This window comes from Aurantimonas sp. 22II-16-19i (assembly GCF_002088275.1).
GTDB lineage: Bacteria > Pseudomonadota > Alphaproteobacteria > Rhizobiales > Rhizobiaceae > Jiella.
In genome coordinates this window covers 26,075-44,659 of record NZ_AQQS01000006.1, presented here as the reverse complement: position 1 = coordinate 44,659, position 18,585 = coordinate 26,075, and the positions used below count along the sequence as shown (strand labels likewise).

19 protein-coding genes are annotated in these 18,585 nt (G+C 69.3%); 7 read left to right on the top strand and 12 right to left on the bottom strand.

The genetic code is table 11. The features are described 5' to 3' along the window. The first annotated feature begins 174 nt into the window (after window positions 1–174). Window positions 175–522, top strand: a complete 348-nt coding sequence (locus tag ATO4_RS07210; protein ID WP_083590761.1) for a hypothetical protein — start codon at window positions 175–177, stop codon at window positions 520–522. Window positions 523–642: 120 nt separating this feature from the next. On the opposite strand, the gene ATO4_RS07205 is transcribed toward ATO4_RS07210, so the two are convergent. From ATO4_RS07205 to ATO4_RS07180, 6 genes are all read right to left on the bottom strand, one after another. After that, window positions 643–1,503: a class I SAM-dependent methyltransferase gene (locus tag ATO4_RS07205; RefSeq protein ID WP_083590760.1), complete on the bottom strand. Its 861-nt coding sequence runs from the start codon at window positions 1,501–1,503 to the stop codon at window positions 643–645. A 141-nt stretch (window positions 1,504–1,644) separates the two neighbouring features. After that, window positions 1,645–2,406 carry a helix-turn-helix domain-containing protein gene (locus ATO4_RS07200; RefSeq protein ID WP_083590759.1) on the bottom strand — a complete coding sequence of 254 codons (762 nt, stop codon included), beginning with the start codon at window positions 2,404–2,406 and terminating at the stop codon, window positions 1,645–1,647. 173 nt (window positions 2,407–2,579) lie between these two features. Further along, on the bottom strand, window positions 2,580–3,140 hold the full coding sequence (locus ATO4_RS07195; RefSeq protein ID WP_083590758.1) for a DUF1178 family protein: 561 nt from the start codon (window positions 3,138–3,140) through the stop codon (window positions 2,580–2,582). After that, window positions 3,140–4,033, bottom strand: coding sequence for a carbon-nitrogen hydrolase family protein (locus ATO4_RS07190; RefSeq protein ID WP_083590757.1), 894 nt, complete (start codon window positions 4,031–4,033; stop codon window positions 3,140–3,142). Before ATO4_RS07190 ends, ATO4_RS07195 begins: the two co-directional genes overlap by 1 nt. Before the next feature lie 162 nt (window positions 4,034–4,195). Beyond that, window positions 4,196–4,453 carry a glutaredoxin 3 gene (gene grxC / locus ATO4_RS07185; RefSeq protein ID WP_083590756.1) on the bottom strand — a complete coding sequence of 86 codons (258 nt, stop codon included), beginning with the start codon at window positions 4,451–4,453 and terminating at the stop codon, window positions 4,196–4,198. A gap of 47 nt (window positions 4,454–4,500) precedes the next feature. After that, entirely contained in the window at window positions 4,501–5,286 is a 786-nt protein-coding gene (locus tag ATO4_RS07180) for a ComF family protein (protein WP_083590755.1), read from the bottom strand. A gap of 150 nt (window positions 5,287–5,436) precedes the next feature. Between ATO4_RS07180 and ATO4_RS07175 the strand changes: the two genes are divergently transcribed. After that, on the top strand, window positions 5,437–6,336 hold the full coding sequence (locus ATO4_RS07175) for a methyltransferase domain-containing protein (protein ID WP_083590754.1): 900 nt from the start codon (window positions 5,437–5,439) through the stop codon (window positions 6,334–6,336). A 45-nt stretch (window positions 6,337–6,381) separates the two neighbouring features. Here the strand turns inward: ATO4_RS07175 and ATO4_RS07170 are convergent, their stop codons facing one another. From ATO4_RS07170 to ATO4_RS07145, 6 genes are all read right to left on the bottom strand, one after another. Beyond that, window positions 6,382–6,549, bottom strand: coding sequence for a Flp family type IVb pilin (locus tag ATO4_RS07170; protein ID WP_210191036.1), 168 nt, complete (start codon window positions 6,547–6,549; stop codon window positions 6,382–6,384). Between the two features lie 29 nt (window positions 6,550–6,578). Continuing rightward, on the bottom strand, window positions 6,579–6,905 hold the full coding sequence (locus ATO4_RS07165; RefSeq protein WP_245308611.1) for a hypothetical protein: 327 nt from the start codon (window positions 6,903–6,905) through the stop codon (window positions 6,579–6,581). Between the two features lie 166 nt (window positions 6,906–7,071). Then, the gene (mutT, locus tag ATO4_RS07160) at window positions 7,072–7,500 is read right to left on the bottom strand and encodes an 8-oxo-dGTP diphosphatase MutT (protein WP_083590752.1); all 429 of its coding nucleotides are present in this window, start codon (window positions 7,498–7,500) and stop codon (window positions 7,072–7,074) included. Continuing rightward, window positions 7,497–8,285: a GNAT family N-acetyltransferase gene (locus ATO4_RS07155; protein ID WP_245308610.1), complete on the bottom strand. Its 789-nt coding sequence runs from the start codon at window positions 8,283–8,285 to the stop codon at window positions 7,497–7,499. Before ATO4_RS07155 ends, mutT begins: the two co-directional genes overlap by 4 nt. Further along, window positions 8,266–9,507 carry a bifunctional glutamate N-acetyltransferase/amino-acid acetyltransferase ArgJ gene (gene argJ, locus ATO4_RS07150; protein WP_083590750.1) on the bottom strand — a complete coding sequence of 414 codons (1,242 nt, stop codon included), beginning with the start codon at window positions 9,505–9,507 and terminating at the stop codon, window positions 8,266–8,268. The genes ATO4_RS07155 and argJ overlap by 20 nt, the downstream gene beginning before the upstream one ends. Before the next feature lie 109 nt (window positions 9,508–9,616). Then, window positions 9,617–10,507 carry a peptidylprolyl isomerase gene (locus ATO4_RS07145; RefSeq protein ID WP_083590749.1) on the bottom strand — a complete coding sequence of 297 codons (891 nt, stop codon included), beginning with the start codon at window positions 10,505–10,507 and terminating at the stop codon, window positions 9,617–9,619. Between the two features lie 279 nt (window positions 10,508–10,786). On the opposite strand from ATO4_RS07145, the gene secA reads away from it, so the two are divergent. The 5 genes from secA to ATO4_RS07120 all read left to right on the top strand — a co-directional run bounded on the left by secA (window position 10,787) and on the right by ATO4_RS07120 (window position 18,399). After that, window positions 10,787–13,507 carry a preprotein translocase subunit SecA gene (gene secA, locus ATO4_RS07140; RefSeq protein WP_083590748.1) on the top strand — a complete coding sequence of 907 codons (2,721 nt, stop codon included), beginning with the start codon at window positions 10,787–10,789 and terminating at the stop codon, window positions 13,505–13,507. A 281-nt stretch (window positions 13,508–13,788) separates the two neighbouring features. After that, window positions 13,789–15,624, top strand: a complete 1,836-nt coding sequence (gene ilvD, locus ATO4_RS07135) for a dihydroxy-acid dehydratase (RefSeq protein ID WP_083590747.1) — start codon at window positions 13,789–13,791, stop codon at window positions 15,622–15,624. A gap of 110 nt (window positions 15,625–15,734) precedes the next feature. Beyond that, window positions 15,735–16,331, top strand: coding sequence for a tyrosine-protein phosphatase (locus tag ATO4_RS07130; RefSeq protein ID WP_083590746.1), 597 nt, complete (start codon window positions 15,735–15,737; stop codon window positions 16,329–16,331). Beyond that, a complete protein-coding gene (locus tag ATO4_RS07125; protein ID WP_083590745.1) occupies window positions 16,328–17,005 on the top strand; it encodes a response regulator transcription factor in 678 nt (225 codons plus the stop codon). The genes ATO4_RS07130 and ATO4_RS07125 overlap by 4 nt, the downstream gene beginning before the upstream one ends. Then, window positions 17,005–18,399 carry an ATP-binding protein gene (locus tag ATO4_RS07120; protein WP_083590744.1) on the top strand — a complete coding sequence of 465 codons (1,395 nt, stop codon included), beginning with the start codon at window positions 17,005–17,007 and terminating at the stop codon, window positions 18,397–18,399. The genes ATO4_RS07125 and ATO4_RS07120 overlap by 1 nt, the downstream gene beginning before the upstream one ends. Window positions 18,400–18,585: the final 186 nt, after the last annotated feature.

Here is an 18,585-nt window from a genome sequence, read left to right as displayed (position 1 = left end):
TAATATCGGCAGCGTGTCGGCTCGCCGGATCGAATGACAATGATAACTTACAAATTACCAGTATTCACGAGCGCGTGATCAAGGTCAGGACAAGCCCGGGGTGCTAGGGTGCTGAAGTCGGGCGAAGAACATCAACCGAACATGAAGGGCCAGAAACCGGAAAGAGGTGATGAGATGGCAGCCAACCGAGACGGTATCCCGAATGAGACCACCTGTCCGGTTTCCCTCGACCTCCTGGCCAGGCTCCTGCGCTCGGACGGGGATCTTCGCGACGAGATGATCCGGGCGATCGCCCCGATGGAACGGGCGCGACTGGCATTCTTCTGCTACAACCGGGTGCATCTGCGCGCGCTGGCCTTCCGCATCACGCTGCTCTGCGACTTGAAGGACCTGCGCATTCTCGCCGGCACCAAGGGCGACATGCTCTACCAGCAGGCGACCGAATACGGCATCTACGAGGATCAGGACACCGTCCTGCCGAAGCGCCGCGGCGTGACCCTCGCCCGCACGGCGAGGGGCTGACGGGCCTCGAATGTCCCGCCTCGCTGGTCCGGCGGGGCGATGCGGCAGGCGCCCTGCCGCGCTGACCGTTGACCCGCCATCGCGGGCGGCGGGGAAGGGGCGGCGATGCCGCCCCCTTGCTCAGGCCTTCACGACGACGATCTCGAGATATTCGCTCGGCACGACGATCGTGCCGTCGCCGGCGGTGTCGAAGCGGTCGAGCAGTGCCAGAAGATCGTGTTCCAGCGCCGCCTGCTGCGCCTCGGGCAGGGCCGCGAAGGCCTTCAGGACCGGGCCGTACCACGTCCGGAACACGCTCAGCCAATGCTCCGGCGAACGGTAGCGGAAGGCGAAGCTGCGCGGTTCCGCGGTCAGGCTGCGGCAGCCGGGAAACAGCTGCTCCAGCCGCTGGAGCGTCCCCCAGAGCGCCGGCGACCGCAGGCCCGGGGCGGGCGGGACATGGCCGCCGATCGTCCGGAAGAGCTGGCCGATGAAACCGTCCGGCGTCCAGTTGGCCATGCCGACCTTGCCGCCCGGCCTCAAGACCCGCAGCATCTCGGCGGCCGCACGCTCCTGGTCGGGGGTGAACATCACGCCGAAGGTCGAGACCACCGCATCGAAGCGATCGTCCTCGAAGGGCAGCGCCTCGGCATCGGCGGTCTGGAACGTCACCAGCAGCCCCTCCGCATCGACCCGGGCCCGGCCCTTGTCGAGCAGCATCGGCACATAGTCCGTCGACGTCACCTCGCACCAGCGCCTGGCGGCCGCCAGCGTCGCATTGCCATTGCCGGCCGCGACGTCGAGCACGCTCTGTCCGGAGCGCAGGTCCAGCGCCTCGCAGAGGCTTTCGCCGACGATCTGCAGCGTCGTGCCGACGACGGCATAATCCCCGGACGCCCAGGCCGCCTGCTGGCGCGCCTTCACCGCCGCAAGATCGGGTGCTGCGGCGGCAGCGAGGGGTGGGGCGGCGACGGATGGGGTGGCGAGACGGGTGGTTTCCATAGTTGCTCTCCTGGCCGGTGACGCGCCCTCCTTCGCAACGCTGGCGGCTCCAGCCACGCGGGCACCGCCATCATCGCGGGTTCCGCAAATTGCGAGCAAAGGACGCTCTCCCCGGACCTTCGGGCGAAGGCCGGCCGCGAGCTAGGGTAGAAACTGTAGCGCTCGCGGTACAGATTCTGGATCGGCCCGATCCGGATCATCCCGGCCCTCGGCCGCCTCGCAGCCCGCGGGGGCGAAGGAGCTGCGGACCATCCACGCCTCGATGGTGGCCGACAGCACCGGATCCCCGACCAGGGCGATGCCGCCGCGGTCGATCTGCGCGCGCAGGCTCGACAGGCCGATCCAGGCCGAGGTCATCGCCTTCAGCTCTGCCGTGACGAAGAGGTCGACGTCGTGGCGCGGGTCGCTCGAGCAGAGATCGACCGGCATTCCCGCCCTTGCGATCAGCCAGTAGCGCCGCTCGTCCCTCGGCAGTTCGGGATAGATGAACTCGATGACGTTTCGCCGCTTGGCCGGCAACGCCGCGACGTTGATCTTGCGGCGCATGTTCCACATCAGGAGCCGCGCATCGAGATGCTCCAGCGTGACGTCGGCGTCGAGGTTGCGGTGCGCCCATTGCCCGAAGGCGTGGACGATCGGTTCCAGCTCGGCCGCGACGGGCGTCGTGCGGTAATGGATGTCGCCGCCCGGGCTCTGCGACCTCGTGATCAGGCCGCGCCCTTCCATCTCCCTCAGCCGCTTCGACATCAGCGTCGGGGACATGCCGGGAACCCCGCGGCGGATCTCGTTGAACCGCGTCGAGCCGGCCCACATCTCGCAGAGGAGGAGCAGCGTCCAGCGTGGCTCCAGCACCTCGCAGGCCTTGGCGACCGGGCAGAACTGGTTGTAGCCGTCTTTGGACATCCCCTGCCCTTTCTGGTGCAGCGAACGGAGCGAGGCGGACGACGATGCGATCGAACGTCGGGGAACTATGAGCCCACGCCCCGCAGGAGTCCATCCGCCCGGCATGGCCGCCCGTCACGGCCGCCCGGCATGCGCCTTCGGGCGGCCGTGACGGCGTCGCCCGGCGCGGCCGCCTACTGCCCGTCTTCCGGCAGCGGCATCAGCGGCAGGGCGGCGATGCCCTCTTCCTTCAGGCTCTCGACGTCCTTCTTCGAGGCCTCGCCATAGATCTGGCGGGCTTCGCTCTCGCCGTAATGGATCCGCCGCGCCTCCTCGGCAAAGCCCTCGCCGACATAGTCGGCCTCGGCCCGCACCTTGCGCGAGATCTCCTGGAGGACGGCGAAGGCCCTGGCGACCTCCGGGCTCGGCGCCGGCAGATGGGCGAGGCTGCGGGGCGGCTGCGGGTCCAAGGCCGCCGGTGCCGCAGCTGCGCCGGCTGGCGGACCGGAGCCCTCGGCGTCACCGGAGCGTCGTGCGGCTGCCGCGCTTTCCGCCAGCGCCTCGGCAGCGGCGCGGCCGGCCGCTCCCGCCTTGGCGATCGCCGGGCGCATCAGCGCCTTCTCCACCTCGCGGGCGCCGCAGACCGGGCATTCGACGAAGCCCTCGCCCGCCTGGCGCGCGAAATCGTCGCTCGAGCGGAACCAGCCGTCGAAGGAATGGCCGGAGGGGCGGCAGCGGAGCTGGAAATGGATCACTACTCTGCCGCCACCGCGCCGGTGACGCGCACGCTTTCGCCCGGCGCACCGTCCGCCCCGCCGACGACGAAGGCGCGGGCATTGCGAAGGTTCGGGATCTTGCCCCGGGCGGCGGCGACGGCGGCGGTGTCGATCTCGGCGACGGCAATGCCCGGCGCGTCGCCGGCGACTTCCGCGACGACGCGGCCCCAGGGATCGACGATCAGCGAATGGCCATAGGTCTCGCGGCCGTCCTCGTGCAGCCCGCCCTGCGCCGCGGCGATGACGAAGGCGCCGTTCTCGATCGCCCGGGCGCGCAGGAGGACATGCCAGTGCGCCTCGCCGGTCTGGCGGGTGAAGGCCGCCGGCGCGGTGAGGACTTCCGCGCCGGCCATCGCCTCCTCGCGGAAGAGATGGGGAAAGCGCATGTCGTAGCAGACGGCGAAGCCGAGCCGCGCGGCGCCGTCCTCGAAGGCGAGATCGGCGGTGGTGGCCGTCTCGCCCGGCCGGTAGGTGCGCGATTCCCGCCAGCTCTCGCCATTGTCGAGATCGACGTCGAACATGTGGATCTTGTCGTAGCTGGCGATGCGTTCGCCGTCCGGCCCGAACAGGAAGGCGCGGTTGGCGACCCGGCCGTCATCGAGGGGCACCGCCGTCGAGCCGACATGGACGAAGATCCGGTGCCGCCCCGCCAGCCGCGCCGCCTCGAGAAGCAGCGGATCCTCGGCCTCCGGGCGCAGCCGCGCCATCAGGCTGTCGCGGTCCCGGTGAACCATACCGGTCATCTCCGGCGACTGGACGTAGCCGGCGCCCTCGCCGACCGCCGCCTCGACCAGACCGGCGAAGGCCTCGACATTGGCGTCCGGCTCGGTGCCGGAGCGCATCTGCAGGACGGCGGCGCGGAAGGTGGTCACGGACGTGTCTCCGAAAGGTTCATGCAAAATGCCGGCAGGCGTCGGACCCGACCCTGGCGCGGTCGAACGATCGGCGTCAAGTCTCCGGCTGCGAGCCGTCAACCGGCGCAAGGGCGTTGCGATGCAACGAGCTGCGAAGGCCGGCGCCCTCGCCCGGTCGTCTCAGGCGGCGAGCAGCGGATCGAGCTTGCCGGCCCGGTCCAGCGCGAAGAGATCGTCGCAGCCGCCGACATGGGTGTCGCCGATGAAGATCTGCGGAAAGGTCGAGCCGCCCTTCGCCCGCTCGCGCATCTCGGCGCGCAGATCCGGCGAGGAGGTCGCGTCCTTTTCCTGGTAGTCGACGCCCTTCTCTTCGAGCAGCTGCTTTGCCCGCGCGCAGAACCCGCAGAACTGGCGCGTGTAGATCGTCACATCGGCCATCGGCCAAACCTCGTTTCGTTTCGCATGACTGATCGGTCGATATGGCCTCAGCCCGGCCCGCTCGCAAGGCCGGAGCCGGTTCCGGTGCCAATGCCGGGGCCGACCCTGGCGAAGACGAGGACGTCGACGTCCCTGGCGCCCGCCCGCTTCAGGGCCCGCGTCGCGCTCTGGGCCGTGGCGCCGGTCGTGTAGACGTCGTCGATCAGAAGCACCCGCCGGCCCTCGATCTCGAAGCGCCGCGGATCGGCGACGCGGAAGGCCCCGCGCATGTTGTCCTGGCGCTGCTTCTGGCCGAGGCCGACCTGGGTGCGGGTGGCCTTGACGCGCTTCAGCGCCAGCGGCGCGAAGGGGACGCCCGACTGCCTCGCCACATGCCGCCCGAGTTCGGCCGCCTGGTTGAAGCGGCGGCGCCAGAGCCGGCCGGCATGCAGCGGCACCGGCACGACGACGTCGGCCTCGGCGAGGAGTTCGTCCCCCGCCCGGCGCATCCAGCCAGCCATCAGCGGCACGAGGTCCGTGCGGTCGCCGTATTTCAGCGCCGTGACGAGATGCGACGCGAGGTCCTGGTAGAGGACGGCGGCACGCAGCCGGCCGAAGGGCGGCGGCTCGGCGATCGCCTCGGCCGACAGGAAGCCCCGGCCGAGATCGTAGGAGAAGGGCAGGCCCAGCACCTCGCAATAGGGTCGCTCGATGAAGCGCAGCTTCGCCCAGCATTGCGGGCAGACGCTGCCGGCCCGCGTCACCGCGCTCTGGCACCCGGCGCAGACCGCCGGAAACAAGAGCCGCCCGAGGGAGTTGGTGATGGCTGCCCTTCCGCGCTTGAACAGGTGCATCTGATGGGTCCACAGGCAAGCCAGCCGGAATCTCACCGGCCGGCGTGGCCACCCCGCCCACGCTTCCTCCCGACCTTGCCTTGACGACATTCCACCTGCAGACAGCTACCTGCGTCAAGATCAAAGACACTTCGAGCCAAATTGAAGCCGATGTCCGACCAATCATCCCCCACCCCGTTCGACCGGGCCCTCCTCGAAACCCGGCGCAGACGCTGGCTCTCCGGCTCCCCCGACGAGGGTGCCGGCTTCCTGATGAAGGCGGTCGCGGACGAGCTCGCCGAGCGCCTCTCCGTGGTCGAGCGGCGCTTCGAGGTCGCGGTCGATCTCGCCGGCTCCTTCGGCGAGATGGCGGCGGCGATGCGGGCGGGCGGATCCTGCGATCAGGTGGTCAGGATCGAGCGCCAGCCGTTCCTCCTTGCGGGCGAGCCCCTCGCGGTCGTCGCCGACGAGGAATTCCTGCCGCTCAAGGCCGAGAGCGTCGATCTCGTCGTGTCCGCCCTCTCGATGCAGTTCGTCAACGACGTGCCGGGACTGCTCGCCCAGATCCGCCGGGCGCTGCGGCCGGACGGCCTCCTTTTGGCGGCGTTTCTCGGCGGCGAGACGCTGCACGAGCTGCGCGCGGCGCTGCTCGTCGCCGAGAGCGAGATTGCGGGCGGCGTCTCGCCGCGGGTGCTGCCCTTCATCGCCATCCGCGAGGCGGGCGGTCTTCTCCAGCGCGCCGGCTTCGCTTTGCCCGTCACCGATTTCGACCGGCTGACGGTGCGCTACGACAATCTCTTCGCGCTCGCGAGAGACATCCGCGCCATGGGCGCCGCCAACATCCTGCGCGAGCGCTCGCGCCGGCCGGCGACCCGCCGCCTGTTCCTGCGGGCGGCCGAGATCTATGCGGAGCGCTATGCCGATCCGGACGGGCGGATCCGGGCGAGCTTCGATGTCGTCTATCTGTCGGGCTGGGCGCCGCACGAGAGCCAGCAGAAGCCGCTGCGGCCGGGCAGCGCCAAGGCGAGCCTCGCGGCAGCGCTCAAGGATCGGTCGTCGGATCTGTCGTGACCGGCGGTGCGGCGGCAGCGACGCCGGATGCCGGGGAGCTTCCGGTCAGTCCGGCTTGATCGCAGCCGCGATGTCGGTGGCCAGGTTCGTCAGCGGCTCCTCCAGCATCGGGAAGATGGCGAGGATCGCAACGGCCATGACGATGCCGATGAGGGTGTATTCGACGGCCGTCGCGCCGCTCTCGCTGCGGGCGAACCGGCGAAGATGCAGCACCAGGAAGAATCCGGGACCGGCGCGGGGCATCAACAGCCACCGCGGCTGGTGCCGTCGGAAAACAGGAGACAGGGCGCGCTGCCCGGGGCCTGGAGAACGCTGCGCCGCACGGTATAGTGCTGCGTCGAGGTGCCGATCGAGCCCGTCGCCATCATGTCGAGTTCGGGGCCGCCCGAGGCGGCGACGTCATGGGTGCGGCGATCGGCCATCGGCACGACGACCAGCGCCAGGGCGACGAGGGCGGCGGAGAACAGCAGCGTGGCGCGCAGCAGCAATCCTCCCGTGGCAGGTTTCAGACGCGCGGGCAGGCTGCCGTCATAGACATCCGCGTCGGCCAGGCGATCGCCCCCATCCATCGTGCCACCTCCAGAGTTTCGCCGGGGAACTCTGGCAAGGAAACGCTGAACAACTGCTTAAGGCGGCGGCCTGCGGTTAAGCGAACCGCAACAGAAGGTTTTTCTTCCGTTACGTCGGACATGGTATTTGGCGCTGCGCCGCGGGCCCGTCGCGCTTCGCCGGGTGTCAGCCCCGCGGCTCGACGAGGTCGATCAGATGGGCGATCAGCGGGGCGTCGGCCGGCGGCATCGGATAATCCCGCAGCGCCCTCGCCCGCACCCATTTCAGCGCCTGGCCCTCCCGCGAAGCCGGAGTCCCCTCGAACCGGCGACAGACGAAGAGCGGCATCAGGAGGTGGAAATCGTCATAGGCATGGCTGGCAAAGGTCAGCGGCGCGAGGCAGGCGGCCTGCGTCACGATGCCGAGTTCCTCGGCAAGCTCGCGGATCAGCGCCGCTTCCGGCGCCTCCCCCGGCTCGACCTTGCCGCCGGGAAACTCCCACAGCCCGGCCAGCGACTTGCCCTCGGGGCGCTGGGCGATCAGCACCCGGCCGTCGGCGTCGAGCAGCGCGCAGGCGACGACGAGGAGCAGCCGCTTCTGTTTTTCCGCGCTCACGGCCGCTCTCCCGGCGGCATGCGGTAGACGTAGCGATAGGCTTCCTGGAAGCCGAGCTTGCCGTAGAGGTTGAGCCCGGCGACATTGTCGGCCTCCACCTGCACCCAGCCGGTCTTCGCTCCCTTGTGCATCGAATAGCGAAGCGCGGTGCTGACGAGATCGATGCCGATGCCCCGGCGCTGGCATTCCGGCGCGACGGCGACGTCGAGGAGCCCGGCGAGGTCGTTGTCCTGGATCGCCAGGGTCACGGCGACCGGGCGTCCGGCCTCGCTCTCGCAGACGAACATCCCGCAGGGCGGACGGATCGCCGAGAGGATGCCGCCGAGGCCGGCCCGCATCGAGGCCGGGCGCCCGTGCACCGCAAGACTGGCCTCGAGATAGCGGTTGGCGTCGCGGATCGGGATCCGGTCGACCGAGGAGGAAAAGTCGATCCGGGCGATCTCGCAGGTCATGACGATCGCCTCGGCAAAGCTCTGCCAACCCTCGGCATCGAGATGCGCGACGAGTTCCGGCGGCGCCAGCGGCGACTGGCGCACCGTCAGGGTGCGGCCGGCCTCGGCGAAGGTCTTGCGCGCCCGGGCGAGCCGCTCGGCGATGTCGGTGGTGTCGGAAGGGTCCAGCGGATTGATCGAGTTCAGCCGCTTGGCCGGGAACGACCGGGTCAGGCGCACGGCCCAGGTGCCGTCGAAGGCCGTGGAGGTCGCCGGCCAGGCCCGAAAGCCCGCCGCCTCGAGACGCCGCACGACCGCGAACTGGCGCATCCTCTCAGCTTCGGTAATCGCCATTGATCGCGACATACTCCTTGGTCAGGTCACAGCTATAGACCGTCCAGCGGCCGGTGCCGAGGCCGAGCTCGACGCGGATCGGAACCTCGTCGCGGCGCATCACCGCCGAGGCCGAAGCTTCCGAATAGTCCGGATCGCGCTCGCCGCCGACCGCCACGCGGACGTCGCCGAAATGAATGGCGAGGCGGTCCCGGTCGGCTTCCTCGCCGGCCTTGCCGACGGCCATGACGACCCGGCCCCAGTTGGCGTCCTCGCCGGCGACGGCGGTCTTGACCAGCGGCGAATTGGCGATCGACAGGGCGATGCGCTTGGCCGCCTGGTCGCTCACGGCCCCCTCCACCGTCACCTGGATCTCCTTGCGCGCGCCCTCGCCGTCCCGCGCCACCTGGCGGGCGAGGTCGAGGAGCAGCGAGGACAAGGCGCCGCGAAATTCGGCGAGCCGCGGATCGGAAGCGTCCGCGATCGCCGGACAGCCGCGCGACGCCGCAGCGCCCGTTGCGAAGAACAACAGCGTGTCCGAGGTCGAGGTGTCGCTGTCGACGGTGACGGAGTTGAAGCTCGGCTCGACCGCCGCCTTCAGCATCGCCTGCAGGGCGGGCGCCGCGATCGCCGCGTCGGTGGCGAGGAAGGACAGCATCGTCGCCATGTCCGGCGCGATCATGCCGGCGCCCTTGGCGATGCCGTTGATGGTGACGGCGCAGCCGCCGATCTCGACGCTGCGGGTCGCGACCTTCGGATAGGTATCGGTGGTCATGATCGCCTCGGCCGCCTGGCGCCAGCGATCGCCCTTCGCCGCGCCGGCGAGGCCTTCGAGGAGATGCGAGAAGCGGCCGGCATCGAGCGGCTCGCCGATCACCCCGGTGGAGGCGAGGAACACCTCCGACGGCGCGCAACCCACCGCCTTCGCCGCCGCCTCGGCGGTCAGCGCCGTCGATTCGCGGCCGCGCCGCCCGGTGAAGGCGTTGGCGTTGCCGGAATTGACCACCAGCGCCCTCGCCGAGCCGCCGGGCAGGTTCCCACGGCAGAAGTCGACGGGGGCGGAGGGGCACTTCGAGCGGGTGAAGACGCCGGCGACCGCCGTCGGCGCGTCGAACACCATCATCAGAAGGTCGGTGCGGTTCTTGTACTTGATGCCGGCCTCGGCCGTGGCGATGCGCAGGCCGGCGATGTCCGGCAGGTCCGGAAAGACCGTCGGGGCCAGCGGAGAGACGGGATGGGACATGACGGAGGCTTTCTCGAAGCCGCGGGCGCAAAGCCGCGGGGGACGGATCGGACCAGACCTTGGTATTTCGGCGGCGCGGGCGCCCGGGGGCCCGCGCCGCCGGCACGCCTCAGTTCGCGGAGGGTGCCGCTTCGCCGGCCGGCTGGCCGCTCTCGATTTCCTTCTCGATGCTCTCGACCTGCGCCTTGATCTGCGGGTCGACATATTCGATGCCGAGTCCCTGACGCGCCTTGCCGACCATCGCCATGTACTTCTCGCGCAGCACGAGCTGGCGCAGCTGGTCCTTGACCTGGGCGAATTCCGGCGCCGGCGCGTCGCGGGTCTCCTCGACCTTGATCACGTGCCAGCCGAACTGGGTCTCGACCGGCTCCTTGGTGTACTGGCCGGGCTCGAGCGCGAAGGCGGCCGTCTCGAAGGGCGGCACCATCTGCCCCTGGCCGAAGAAGCCGAGATCGCCGCCGTCGGGGCCGGAGGGGCCCGTCGACTTCTCCTTGGCGAGGGCGTCGAAATCGGCGCCGTCCTCGAGCTGCTTGACGACGGCTTCGGCCTCTTCCTTGGTCTTCAGGAGAATGTGGCGGGCATGCACCTCCTTGCGGGGGGGCATCGCCTGGATCTCCTTGTCGTAGCGCGCCTTCAGCTCGTCGTCGGTGACGGTGGAGACGGCATTCTTCGCGAAATAGGCGTTGTGGAGGGTGCGGTCGCGCTCGAACTCCAGCTGGGCGGAGACCGCCGCCTCATCCTGCAGCTTGGCCTTCTCGGCCTCGGCGGCCAGCGCCTTGATGTCGATGAGGGCCGAGAGGACGGCGAAGCGCCGGCGATCCTCGGGCATCTGCTGGAACTGCGGGCCGAGTTCGGCCTCGGCGGCCTTCAGCTCGGCCTCGGTCACCTGGTCCTTGCCGATCGTGGCGATCACGTCGCCGTCGGCCGCTGCGGCGGGCTGGCCGAAGGCCACGGCCGCCAATACGCCTGCCGAGAGCAGGACGCCGAAATTTCTTACCATCGAGACGATTCCTTCCAGGGACTTCTGATGAAACGGGGATCACCGACGCTCGGCATGCCGCTCCCTTCAAGGCCGCTTCGGCCGCCGCCCGCAACGCGGCCTGCCGCCGCCGTTGACATCGGATTTGCCCCCTCTTATCTCTCGCGCCAACCGAAAGTCCAGCCGCCTTCCGCTGAGATTGCAGGCTTCCGACTACGCCACGATCGACCGGGACGGCGGCCGCGGCCGACGTTCGACCGGCCTCGTCGCCTCTCTGAAAAGTATTGGAAGGACCCCTTCATGGTCAGTTTTGGCGGGCTTGCCCGGAAGTTGCTGGGATCGGCGAACGACCGCGTCGTCAAGCGCTTCCAGTCCCGCACCCAGGCGATCGCAGCGCTGGAAGACGAGATGGCGCGGCTGTCGGACGACGAGCTGCGCGGCCGGACCGACGTCTTCCGGGCCGAGCTCGCGAACGGCAAGACGGTCGACGACCTCCTCGTCCCGGCCTTCGCCGTCGTCCGCGAGGCCGCCAAGCGCGTCCTCGGCATGCGGCACTTCGACGTCCAGATGATCGGCGGCATGGTGCTGAATTCCGGCTCCATCGCCGAGATGAAGACCGGCGAGGGCAAGACCCTCGTCGCCACCCTCGCCGTCTATCTCAACGCCCTCGAGGGCAAGGGCGTCCACGTCGTCACGGTCAACGACTACCTCGCCTCGCGCGATGCCGAGTGGATGGGGCGGGTCTATCGCTTCCTCGGCCTGACCGTCGGCATCATCGTCCACGGCATGTCGGACGAGGAGCGCCGCGCCGCCTATCGCTGCGACGTCACCTACGCGACCAACAACGAGCTCGGCTTCGACTATCTGCGCGACAACATGAAGTACGAGCGCGACCAGATGGTCCAGCGCGGCCACCACTACGCGATCGTCGACGAGGTCGATTCGATCCTGATCGACGAGGCGCGCACGCCGCTGATCATCTCCGGCCCGCTCGACGACCGCTCCGACCTCTACAAGACCATCGACGGCTTTCTGCCGCAGCTCTCGAAGGAAGACTACGAGGTCGACGAGAAGCAGCGCCAGGTGTCCTTCACCGAGGACGGCACCGAAAAGCTCGAGCGCATGCTGGAGGCCGCCGGCCATCTCCACGGCCCCTCGCTCTACGACATCGAGAACGTCGCGATCGTCCACCACGTCAACAACGCCTTGAAGGCCCACACGCTCTTCCAGCGCGACAAGGACTACATCGTGCGCGGCGACGAGATCGTCCTGATCGACGAGTTCACCGGCCGCATGATGCCGGGCCGGCGCTATTCGGAAGGGCTGCACCAGGCGCTGGAGGCCAAGGAGGGCGTCACCGTCCAGCCCGAGAACCAGACCTTCGCCTCGATCACCTTCCAGAACTACTTCCGCATGTACAAGAAGCTGTCCGGCATGACCGGCACGGCCCAGACGGAAGCCGCCGAATTCGGCGACATCTACGGCCTCGACGTCATCGAGATCCCGACCAACCTGCCGATCCAGCGCCTCGACGAGGACGACGAGGTCTACCGGACCTTCGAGGAAAAGTTCCGGGCGATCGTGCGCGAGATCAAGGACGCCGCCTCGCGCGGCCAGCCAATCCTCGTCGGCACCACCTCGATCGAGAAGTCCGAACTCCTCGCCGACATGATGCGCCGGGAGGGTGTTCAGAACTTCCAGGTGCTGAACGCCCGCTACCACGAGCAGGAAGCCTACATCGTCTCCCAGGCCGGCGTGCCGGGCGCCGTGACGGTCGCCACCAACATGGCCGGCCGCGGTACCGACATCCAGCTCGGCGGCAATGCCGACATGCGCATCGAGCGCGAGCTCGCCGACATGCCGGAGGGCCCCGAGCGGACCGCCAAGGAAGAGGCGATCCGGGCCGACATCAAGCGCCTGAAGGCGATCGCGCTGGAGGCGGGCGGGCTCTACGTTCTGGCCACCGAGCGCCACGAATCCCGGCGCATCGACAACCAGCTGCGCGGCCGCTCCGGACGCCAGGGCGATCCCGGCCGCTCGAAGTTCTACCTGTCGCTGCAGGACGACCTGATGCGGATCTTCGGGTCCGAGCGGATGGATTCGATGCTGACCCGGCTCGGCCTCAAGGAGGACGAGGCGATCGTCCATCCCTGGATCAACAAGGCGCTGGAAAAGGCCCAGAAGAAGGTCGAGGCCCGCAACTTCGACATCCGCAAGAACCTCCTCAAATACGACGACGTGATGAACGACCAGCGCCGGGTCATCTTCGACCAGCGCATCGAGCTGATGGACGCGGCGGACCTCGGCGAGACCGTCGCGGACATGCGCGAGGAGACCATCGAGGCCCTGGTCGCCCGGCACATTCCCGAGAAGGCCTATCCCGAGCAGTGGTCGACGGGCGAGCTCAAGGCCGAGGTGGAGGACGTCCTCAATCTCGACCTGCCGATCCCCGAATGGGCGGCCGAGGAAGGCATCGACGAGAGCGACGTGCGCGAGCGCATCGTGGCGGCCGCCGATGCCAGCGCCAGGGAGAAGGCCGAGCGCTTCGGGCCGGAGGTCATGACCTACGTCCAGCGCTCGATCGTGCTCCAGACCCTCGACGCGCTGTGGCGCGAGCATCTGGTCAATCTCGACCATCTGCGCTCGGTGGTGGGCTTCCGCGGCTATGCCCAGCGCGATCCCTTGAACGAATACAAGTCCGAGGCCTTCGAGCTCTTCCAGTCGATGCTCGGCAATCTGCGCGAGCGCACCACCCGGCAGCTCATGCGGGTGGAGCTGGTGCAGCCCGAGGCGCGCGAGATGCCGCAGGTCCCCGAGGTCGAAGCCCATCACCTCGATCCCGACACCGGCTACGACGAGATGGGTTCCGGCTACTATCCGACCAGCGCTTTGGGCGAGCCCGCCGATCGCTCGACGCTCGATCCCAACGCGCCTGAAAGCTGGGGCCGGATCGGCCGCAACGAGCCCTGCCCCTGCGGCTCGGGCAAGAAGTTCAAGCACTGCCACGGCGCCTTCGCCTGAGGCCGCCTTGGCCGGAGACCTCCGGCGGGCGGGGCGATCGCAAGCACCTGAACGGGTGACGACCGGCGGGACGGCGCGAGACGCCGCCCGCCGTTGTCGTTTCGGCCCGCCCTTGTTGTTTCGGCGCGCCAGTGTCGTTTCGGCGCGCCGGCCACAGCCGCGCCGCCGGCTTTTTCCGCGCCCGAAGCGGGCCGGGAATTGGAACATCGCCCGATCCGGTATATGCGCTCGGCCGAACGAGCGTTCGACGAACAGCTCAAAGAAGAAGACCGGAGGATCCCATGCCCGCCTATCGCTCCCGCACGACCACCCACGGCCGCAACATGGCCGGCGCGCGCGGCCTGTGGCGCGCCACCGGCATGAAGGACGGCGACTTCGGCAAGCCGATCATCGCGGTCGTCAATTCCTTCACCCAGTTCGTGCCCGGCCACGTCCACCTGAAGGATCTCGGCCAGCTGGTCGCGAGGGAAATCGAGAAGGCCGGCGGCGTCGCCAAGGAATTCAACACCATCGCGGTCGATGACGGCATCGCCATGGGCCATGACGGCATGCTCTATTCGCTGCCGTCCCGCGAGCTCATCGCCGACAGCGTCGAATACATGGTCAACGCCCATTGCGCCGACGCCATGGTCTGCATCTCCAACTGCGACAAGATCACGCCGGGCATGCTGATGGCCGCGCTCCGGCTGAACATTCCCGTCGTCTTCGTCTCCGGCGGCCCGATGGAGGCCGGCAAGGTCGTCCTCTCCAACGGCGAGGCCAAGGCCCTCGACCTCGTCGACGCCATGGTCGCCGCCGCCGACGACCGGGTGTCCGACGAGGACGTCGCGACCATCGAGCGCTCCGCCTGCCCGACCTGCGGCTCCTGCTCGGGGATGTTCACCGCCAATTCCATGAACTGCCTCACCGAGGCGCTCGGCCTGTCCTTGCCCGGCAACGGCTCGACGCTTGCTACCCATGCCGACCGCCGCCGCCTCTTCGTCGAGGCTGGGCACCTGATCGTCGATCTCGCCCGCCGCCATTACGAACAGAACGACTCTTCCGTGCTGCCGCGGGCGATCGCGAGCTTTGCCGCCTTCGAGAACGCCATGACCCTCGACATCGCCATGGGCGGCTCGACCAACACGGTGCTGCATCTCCTGGCCGCCGCCCACGAGGGCGAGGTCGACTTCACCATGAGCGACATCGACCGGCTGTCGCGCCGCGTCCCGGTGCTGTGCAAGGTCGCGCCGGCCGTCGCCAACGTCCACATGGAGGACGTCCACCGGGCCGGCGGCATCATGGCGATCCTCGGCGAGCTCGACCGCGCCGGCCTCCTCGACACCTCGGTCGGCTCGGTCCATGCCGAAAGCCTCGCCGACGCGCTCGATCGCTGGGACGTCGTGCGCACGTCGAGCCGCACCGTCCACGACTTCTACCGCGCCGCGCCCGGCGGCGTGCCGACGCAGACCGCCTTCAGCCAGGAGCGGCGCTGGGACGAGCTCGACCTCGACCGCGAGGCGGGGGCGATCCGCTCGGCCGACCACGCCTTCTCCAAGGATGGCGGCCTCGCGGTCCTCTACGGCAACCTCGCCGAGGACGGCTGCATCGTGAAGACCGCCGGCGTCGACGCCTCGATCCTCACCTTCTCCGGCCCCGCCCGCATCTTCGAGAGCCAGGACGCCTCGGTGAAGGCGATCCTGTCGAATGAGGTGAAGCCCGGCGACATCGTCCTGATCCGCTACGAGGGCCCGCGCGGCGGCCCCGGCATGCAGGAAATGCTCTATCCGACGAGCTATCTGAAGTCGAAGGGCCTCGGCAAGGCATGCGCCCTCGTCACCGACGGGCGCTTCTCCGGCGGCTCCTCGGGCCTGTCGATCGGCCACGTCTCGCCGGAGGCGGCGGAAGGCGGCACGATCGGCCTCGTCGAGGAGGGCGACCGGATCGAGATCGACATCCCGAACCGGTCGATCCATCTCGCCGTCGACGACGCCGAACTCGCCCGTCGCCGCGAGGCGCAGGAGGCCAAGGGCTGGAAGCCCGCCGAACCGCGTCCCCGCAAGGTGACCCAGGCGCTGAAGGCCTATGCGGCGCTCACCACCAGCGCCGCCAGGGGCGCCGTGCGCCAGGTCGACTGACCGGGACGGGTCAGCGCTCGGCGGCGACTATACCGATCCGTATACGCGCCGCCATCTGACGGAAGGACGGACAGGCTAGCCCGGGAAGGCAACTTCCCGAGCGAGCGACGATGCCCCCGTTTCCCAAAGTCCTCAGACATGCCGTCCTCTCCGCGCTTCTCCTCGTCGCCCCGCCGGCGACCTATGCGGGATATCTGTCCTTGTCGGGGAACATCCATGCCGTGGAACCCGGCGTGGTCTACCGGTCCGGCCAGCTCGACGCCGACCAGCTGCAGCAGCTGATCGACCGCACCCATATCCGCTCCATCCTCAACCTGCGCGGCGCCAATCCGGGAGAGGCGTGGTACCGCGACGAGGAACTGGTGGCCGCCGAGAACGGGGTGCACAGCATCCCCCTTGGAATATCCGCCAACCGCGAGCCGTCGATGGCGACGCTGCGGCAGATCGCGGCGGCCATCCGGACGGCGCCGAAGCCCCTGCTCATCCACTGCATGGGCGGCGCGGACCGCTCGGGGCTTGCCAGCGCCATCTACGAATATGCCGTGGCGGGACGGTCCGCCGATGCGGCTCGCGGGCAGCTCTCCTTCGCCTACGGCCATTTCCCCTGGCTCACCAGCAGGACCGGCGCTATGGATCGGGCCTTCGAGCGTTTCGTCGACGACCAGCAGGCTTCGAAGGAAACCGCCCCGGGAGGCAGCCCGCCATGAAGGTGTTGGTCATCGAGGACGACCGCTCGACCGCCGACTACGTCGTCGCAGGCCTGAAGGAGGAGGGCCATGACCCGGACCATTCCGCCTCCGGCCCGAACGGCCTCGAACTCGCCTGCACGCGGGACTACGACGCCATCGTGGTCGACCGGATGCTGCCGGGCCTCGACGGGCTGTCGATCGTCAAGGCCCTGCGCTCGTCGGGCCGCGACACGCCGGTGATCTTCCTCACCTCGGTCTCCGGCCTCGACGACCGGGTCGAGGGGCTGGAGGCCGGCGCCGACGACTATCTGGTCAAGCCCTTCGCCTTTTCCGAGCTGATGGCGCGGCTGAACGCTCTGGCCCGGCGCTCGCCGCTGCGCCGCGAGGAGACGGTGCTGAAGGTCGGCGATCTCGAGATGAACCTGATCGCCCGCACGGTGCGGCGCGGGGCGAGCGAGATCGACCTGCAGCCGCGCGAGTTCCGCCTGCTCGAATACATGATGCGCAACCGCGGCCGGGTGCTGACCCGCACCATGCTGCTCGAACGCGTGTGGGAGTTCCACTTCGATCCGAAGACCAACGTCGTCGAGACCCATGTCAGCCGCCTTCGCTCCAAGGTCGACAGGCCCTTTTCCGGCGAGATGATCCGCACCATCCGCGGCTCCGGCTACATGCTGAACACCCCGGCCTGATGCTGCTTCCCGCCGAATTCCGCTCGATCTCGTTCCGCGTCGCGCTGATCTGCACAGCCTTCTTCCTCGTCTCCGTCCTCGTCATCCTCGGGACGACCTACGTGATCGCCTCGGGTGAACTGGAAAACACCCTGCGCGCCCAGATCACCGAGGACCTGCAGCGGCTGCGCCGGGCCTACGACGCGGGGGGTGATGCGGCGCTTTGGGAGGACTTCGGCGAGCTTGGCGAGGCGGCCTCGGAGGATCGGTTCCTCCTCGTCCTCGACGAGGCGGGGACGAGGCTCGTCGGCAACCTGCCGGACGGTCTCTGGCGACCCGGCTGGCAGGAGGCCCGGCTGACGCGCCCGACCATCGCGACCTCGCCGGATCTCGCCGCCGCCGCCGCGCACAACGACGACCACGAGGTGATCCTCCTCTCGCTGGGCGAGGCGGTCGGCCCCTTCCGGGTAATGATCGGGCGCAATTCCCACGTTCTCGACGAAACCCAGGAGATCATCCTCTCGGCCATGCTGATCGGCGGCCTGGTCACGGCCGCGCTGGCCCTTCTCGGCGGCTTCCTGGTGTCGCGCGGGCCGACGCGCCGGGTCGACGCGATCGCCATGACCACCCGGCAGATCGTCGACGGGCGGCTCGACCTGCGCCTGCCGGTGTCGCGGCGCGGCGACGAGCTCGACCGGCTGGCCGGCGACATCAATGCCATGCTGGCCCGGATCGAGACGCTGCTGTCCAGCCTCCGGCAGGTCTCCACCGACATCGCCCACGACCTCCGCACGCCCCTCGCACGGCTGCACCAGCGCCTCGACGCGGTGCGCCGCAAACCGCGCACGCCGCAGGAATACGAGACGGCCATCGACGCCGCGATCGCGGAGAGCGAGGCCGCCATCGCCACCTTCCACGCGCTCCTGCGGATCGCCCAGATCGAGGCCGGAACCCGGCGCTCGCGCTTTCGCACCCTCGATCTCGCCGCGATCGTCTCGCGAACGGTGGAGATCTATGCCGAGGTCGCCGCCGATGCCGGCCATGCCTTGTCCTGCGCGCCCCTCGAACCCCTGATCATCGAGGGCGACGAGGAGCTTCTGACGCAGCTTCTGGCCAACCTGATCGAAAACGCCATCAACCACGTGCCGGCGCCGGGCCGGATCGTGGTGACGCTGCAGCCGGCCGGCGGCTTCGCCCGCCTGGAGGTGTCGGACGACGGGCCGGGCGTGCCCGAGGCCGACCGGGAGAGGATCTTTCGCCGGCTCTACCGGCTCGACCAGAGCCGCTCGACCCCCGGCAGCGGCCTCGGCCTCGCCCTCGTCACGGCGATCGCGGAACTCCATGGCGGCACGGCGACGGCGCTGGACAACGCGCCCGGCCTCACGGTCCGGGTCAGCCTGCCGCGGTCGGCCTGACGCCGAAGCTCCGCCGGCCGGGCGACGCTCGCTCCCCCGCGCCCCGCCGCCGCTTGCCGCGCTTCCCGCGCTTGCCGCGCGTCCCCCGGCGCGCGGGACGGCCGGCGGCGGGTTACGCAACCGTATACTCCCCGCAATCTGGCGGCACGGCCTTGCGCCCATAAGGACGGCGATGGATCAACCGCA

Bases quoted from the DNA above. Each gene is read 5' to 3' on its own strand.
- ATO4_RS07175 (WP_083590754.1), top strand. From the start codon at position 5,437: ATGTCCGACCAATCATCCCCCACCCCGTTCGACCGGGCCCTCCTCGAA.
- ATO4_RS07165 (WP_245308611.1), bottom strand. From the start codon at position 6,905: ATGGATGGGGGCGATCGCCTGGCCGACGCGGATGTCTATGACGGCAGC.
- ATO4_RS07120 (WP_083590744.1), top strand. From the start codon at position 17,005: ATGCTGCTTCCCGCCGAATTCCGCTCGATCTCGTTCCGCGTCGCGCTG.
- grxC (WP_083590756.1), bottom strand. From the start codon at position 4,453: ATGGCCGATGTGACGATCTACACGCGCCAGTTCTGCGGGTTCTGCGCG.
- ATO4_RS07155 (WP_245308610.1), bottom strand. From the start codon at position 8,285: ATGGCGATTACCGAAGCTGAGAGGATGCGCCAGTTCGCGGTCGTGCGG.
- ATO4_RS07145 (WP_083590749.1), bottom strand. From the start codon at position 10,507: ATGGTAAGAAATTTCGGCGTCCTGCTCTCGGCAGGCGTATTGGCGGCC.
- ATO4_RS07125 (WP_083590745.1), top strand. From the start codon at position 16,328: ATGAAGGTGTTGGTCATCGAGGACGACCGCTCGACCGCCGACTACGTC.
- ATO4_RS07200 (WP_083590759.1), bottom strand. From the start codon at position 2,406: ATGTCCAAAGACGGCTACAACCAGTTCTGCCCGGTCGCCAAGGCCTGC.
- secA (WP_083590748.1), top strand. From the start codon at position 10,787: ATGGTCAGTTTTGGCGGGCTTGCCCGGAAGTTGCTGGGATCGGCGAAC.
- ATO4_RS07210 (WP_083590761.1), top strand. From the start codon at position 175: ATGGCAGCCAACCGAGACGGTATCCCGAATGAGACCACCTGTCCGGTT.
- argJ (WP_083590750.1), bottom strand. From the start codon at position 9,507: ATGTCCCATCCCGTCTCTCCGCTGGCCCCGACGGTCTTTCCGGACCTG.
- ATO4_RS07130 (WP_083590746.1), top strand. From the start codon at position 15,735: ATGCCCCCGTTTCCCAAAGTCCTCAGACATGCCGTCCTCTCCGCGCTT.
- ATO4_RS07205 (WP_083590760.1), bottom strand. From the start codon at position 1,503: ATGGAAACCACCCGTCTCGCCACCCCATCCGTCGCCGCCCCACCCCTC.
- ilvD (WP_083590747.1), top strand. From the start codon at position 13,789: ATGCCCGCCTATCGCTCCCGCACGACCACCCACGGCCGCAACATGGCC.
- ATO4_RS07180 (WP_083590755.1), bottom strand. From the start codon at position 5,286: ATGCACCTGTTCAAGCGCGGAAGGGCAGCCATCACCAACTCCCTCGGG.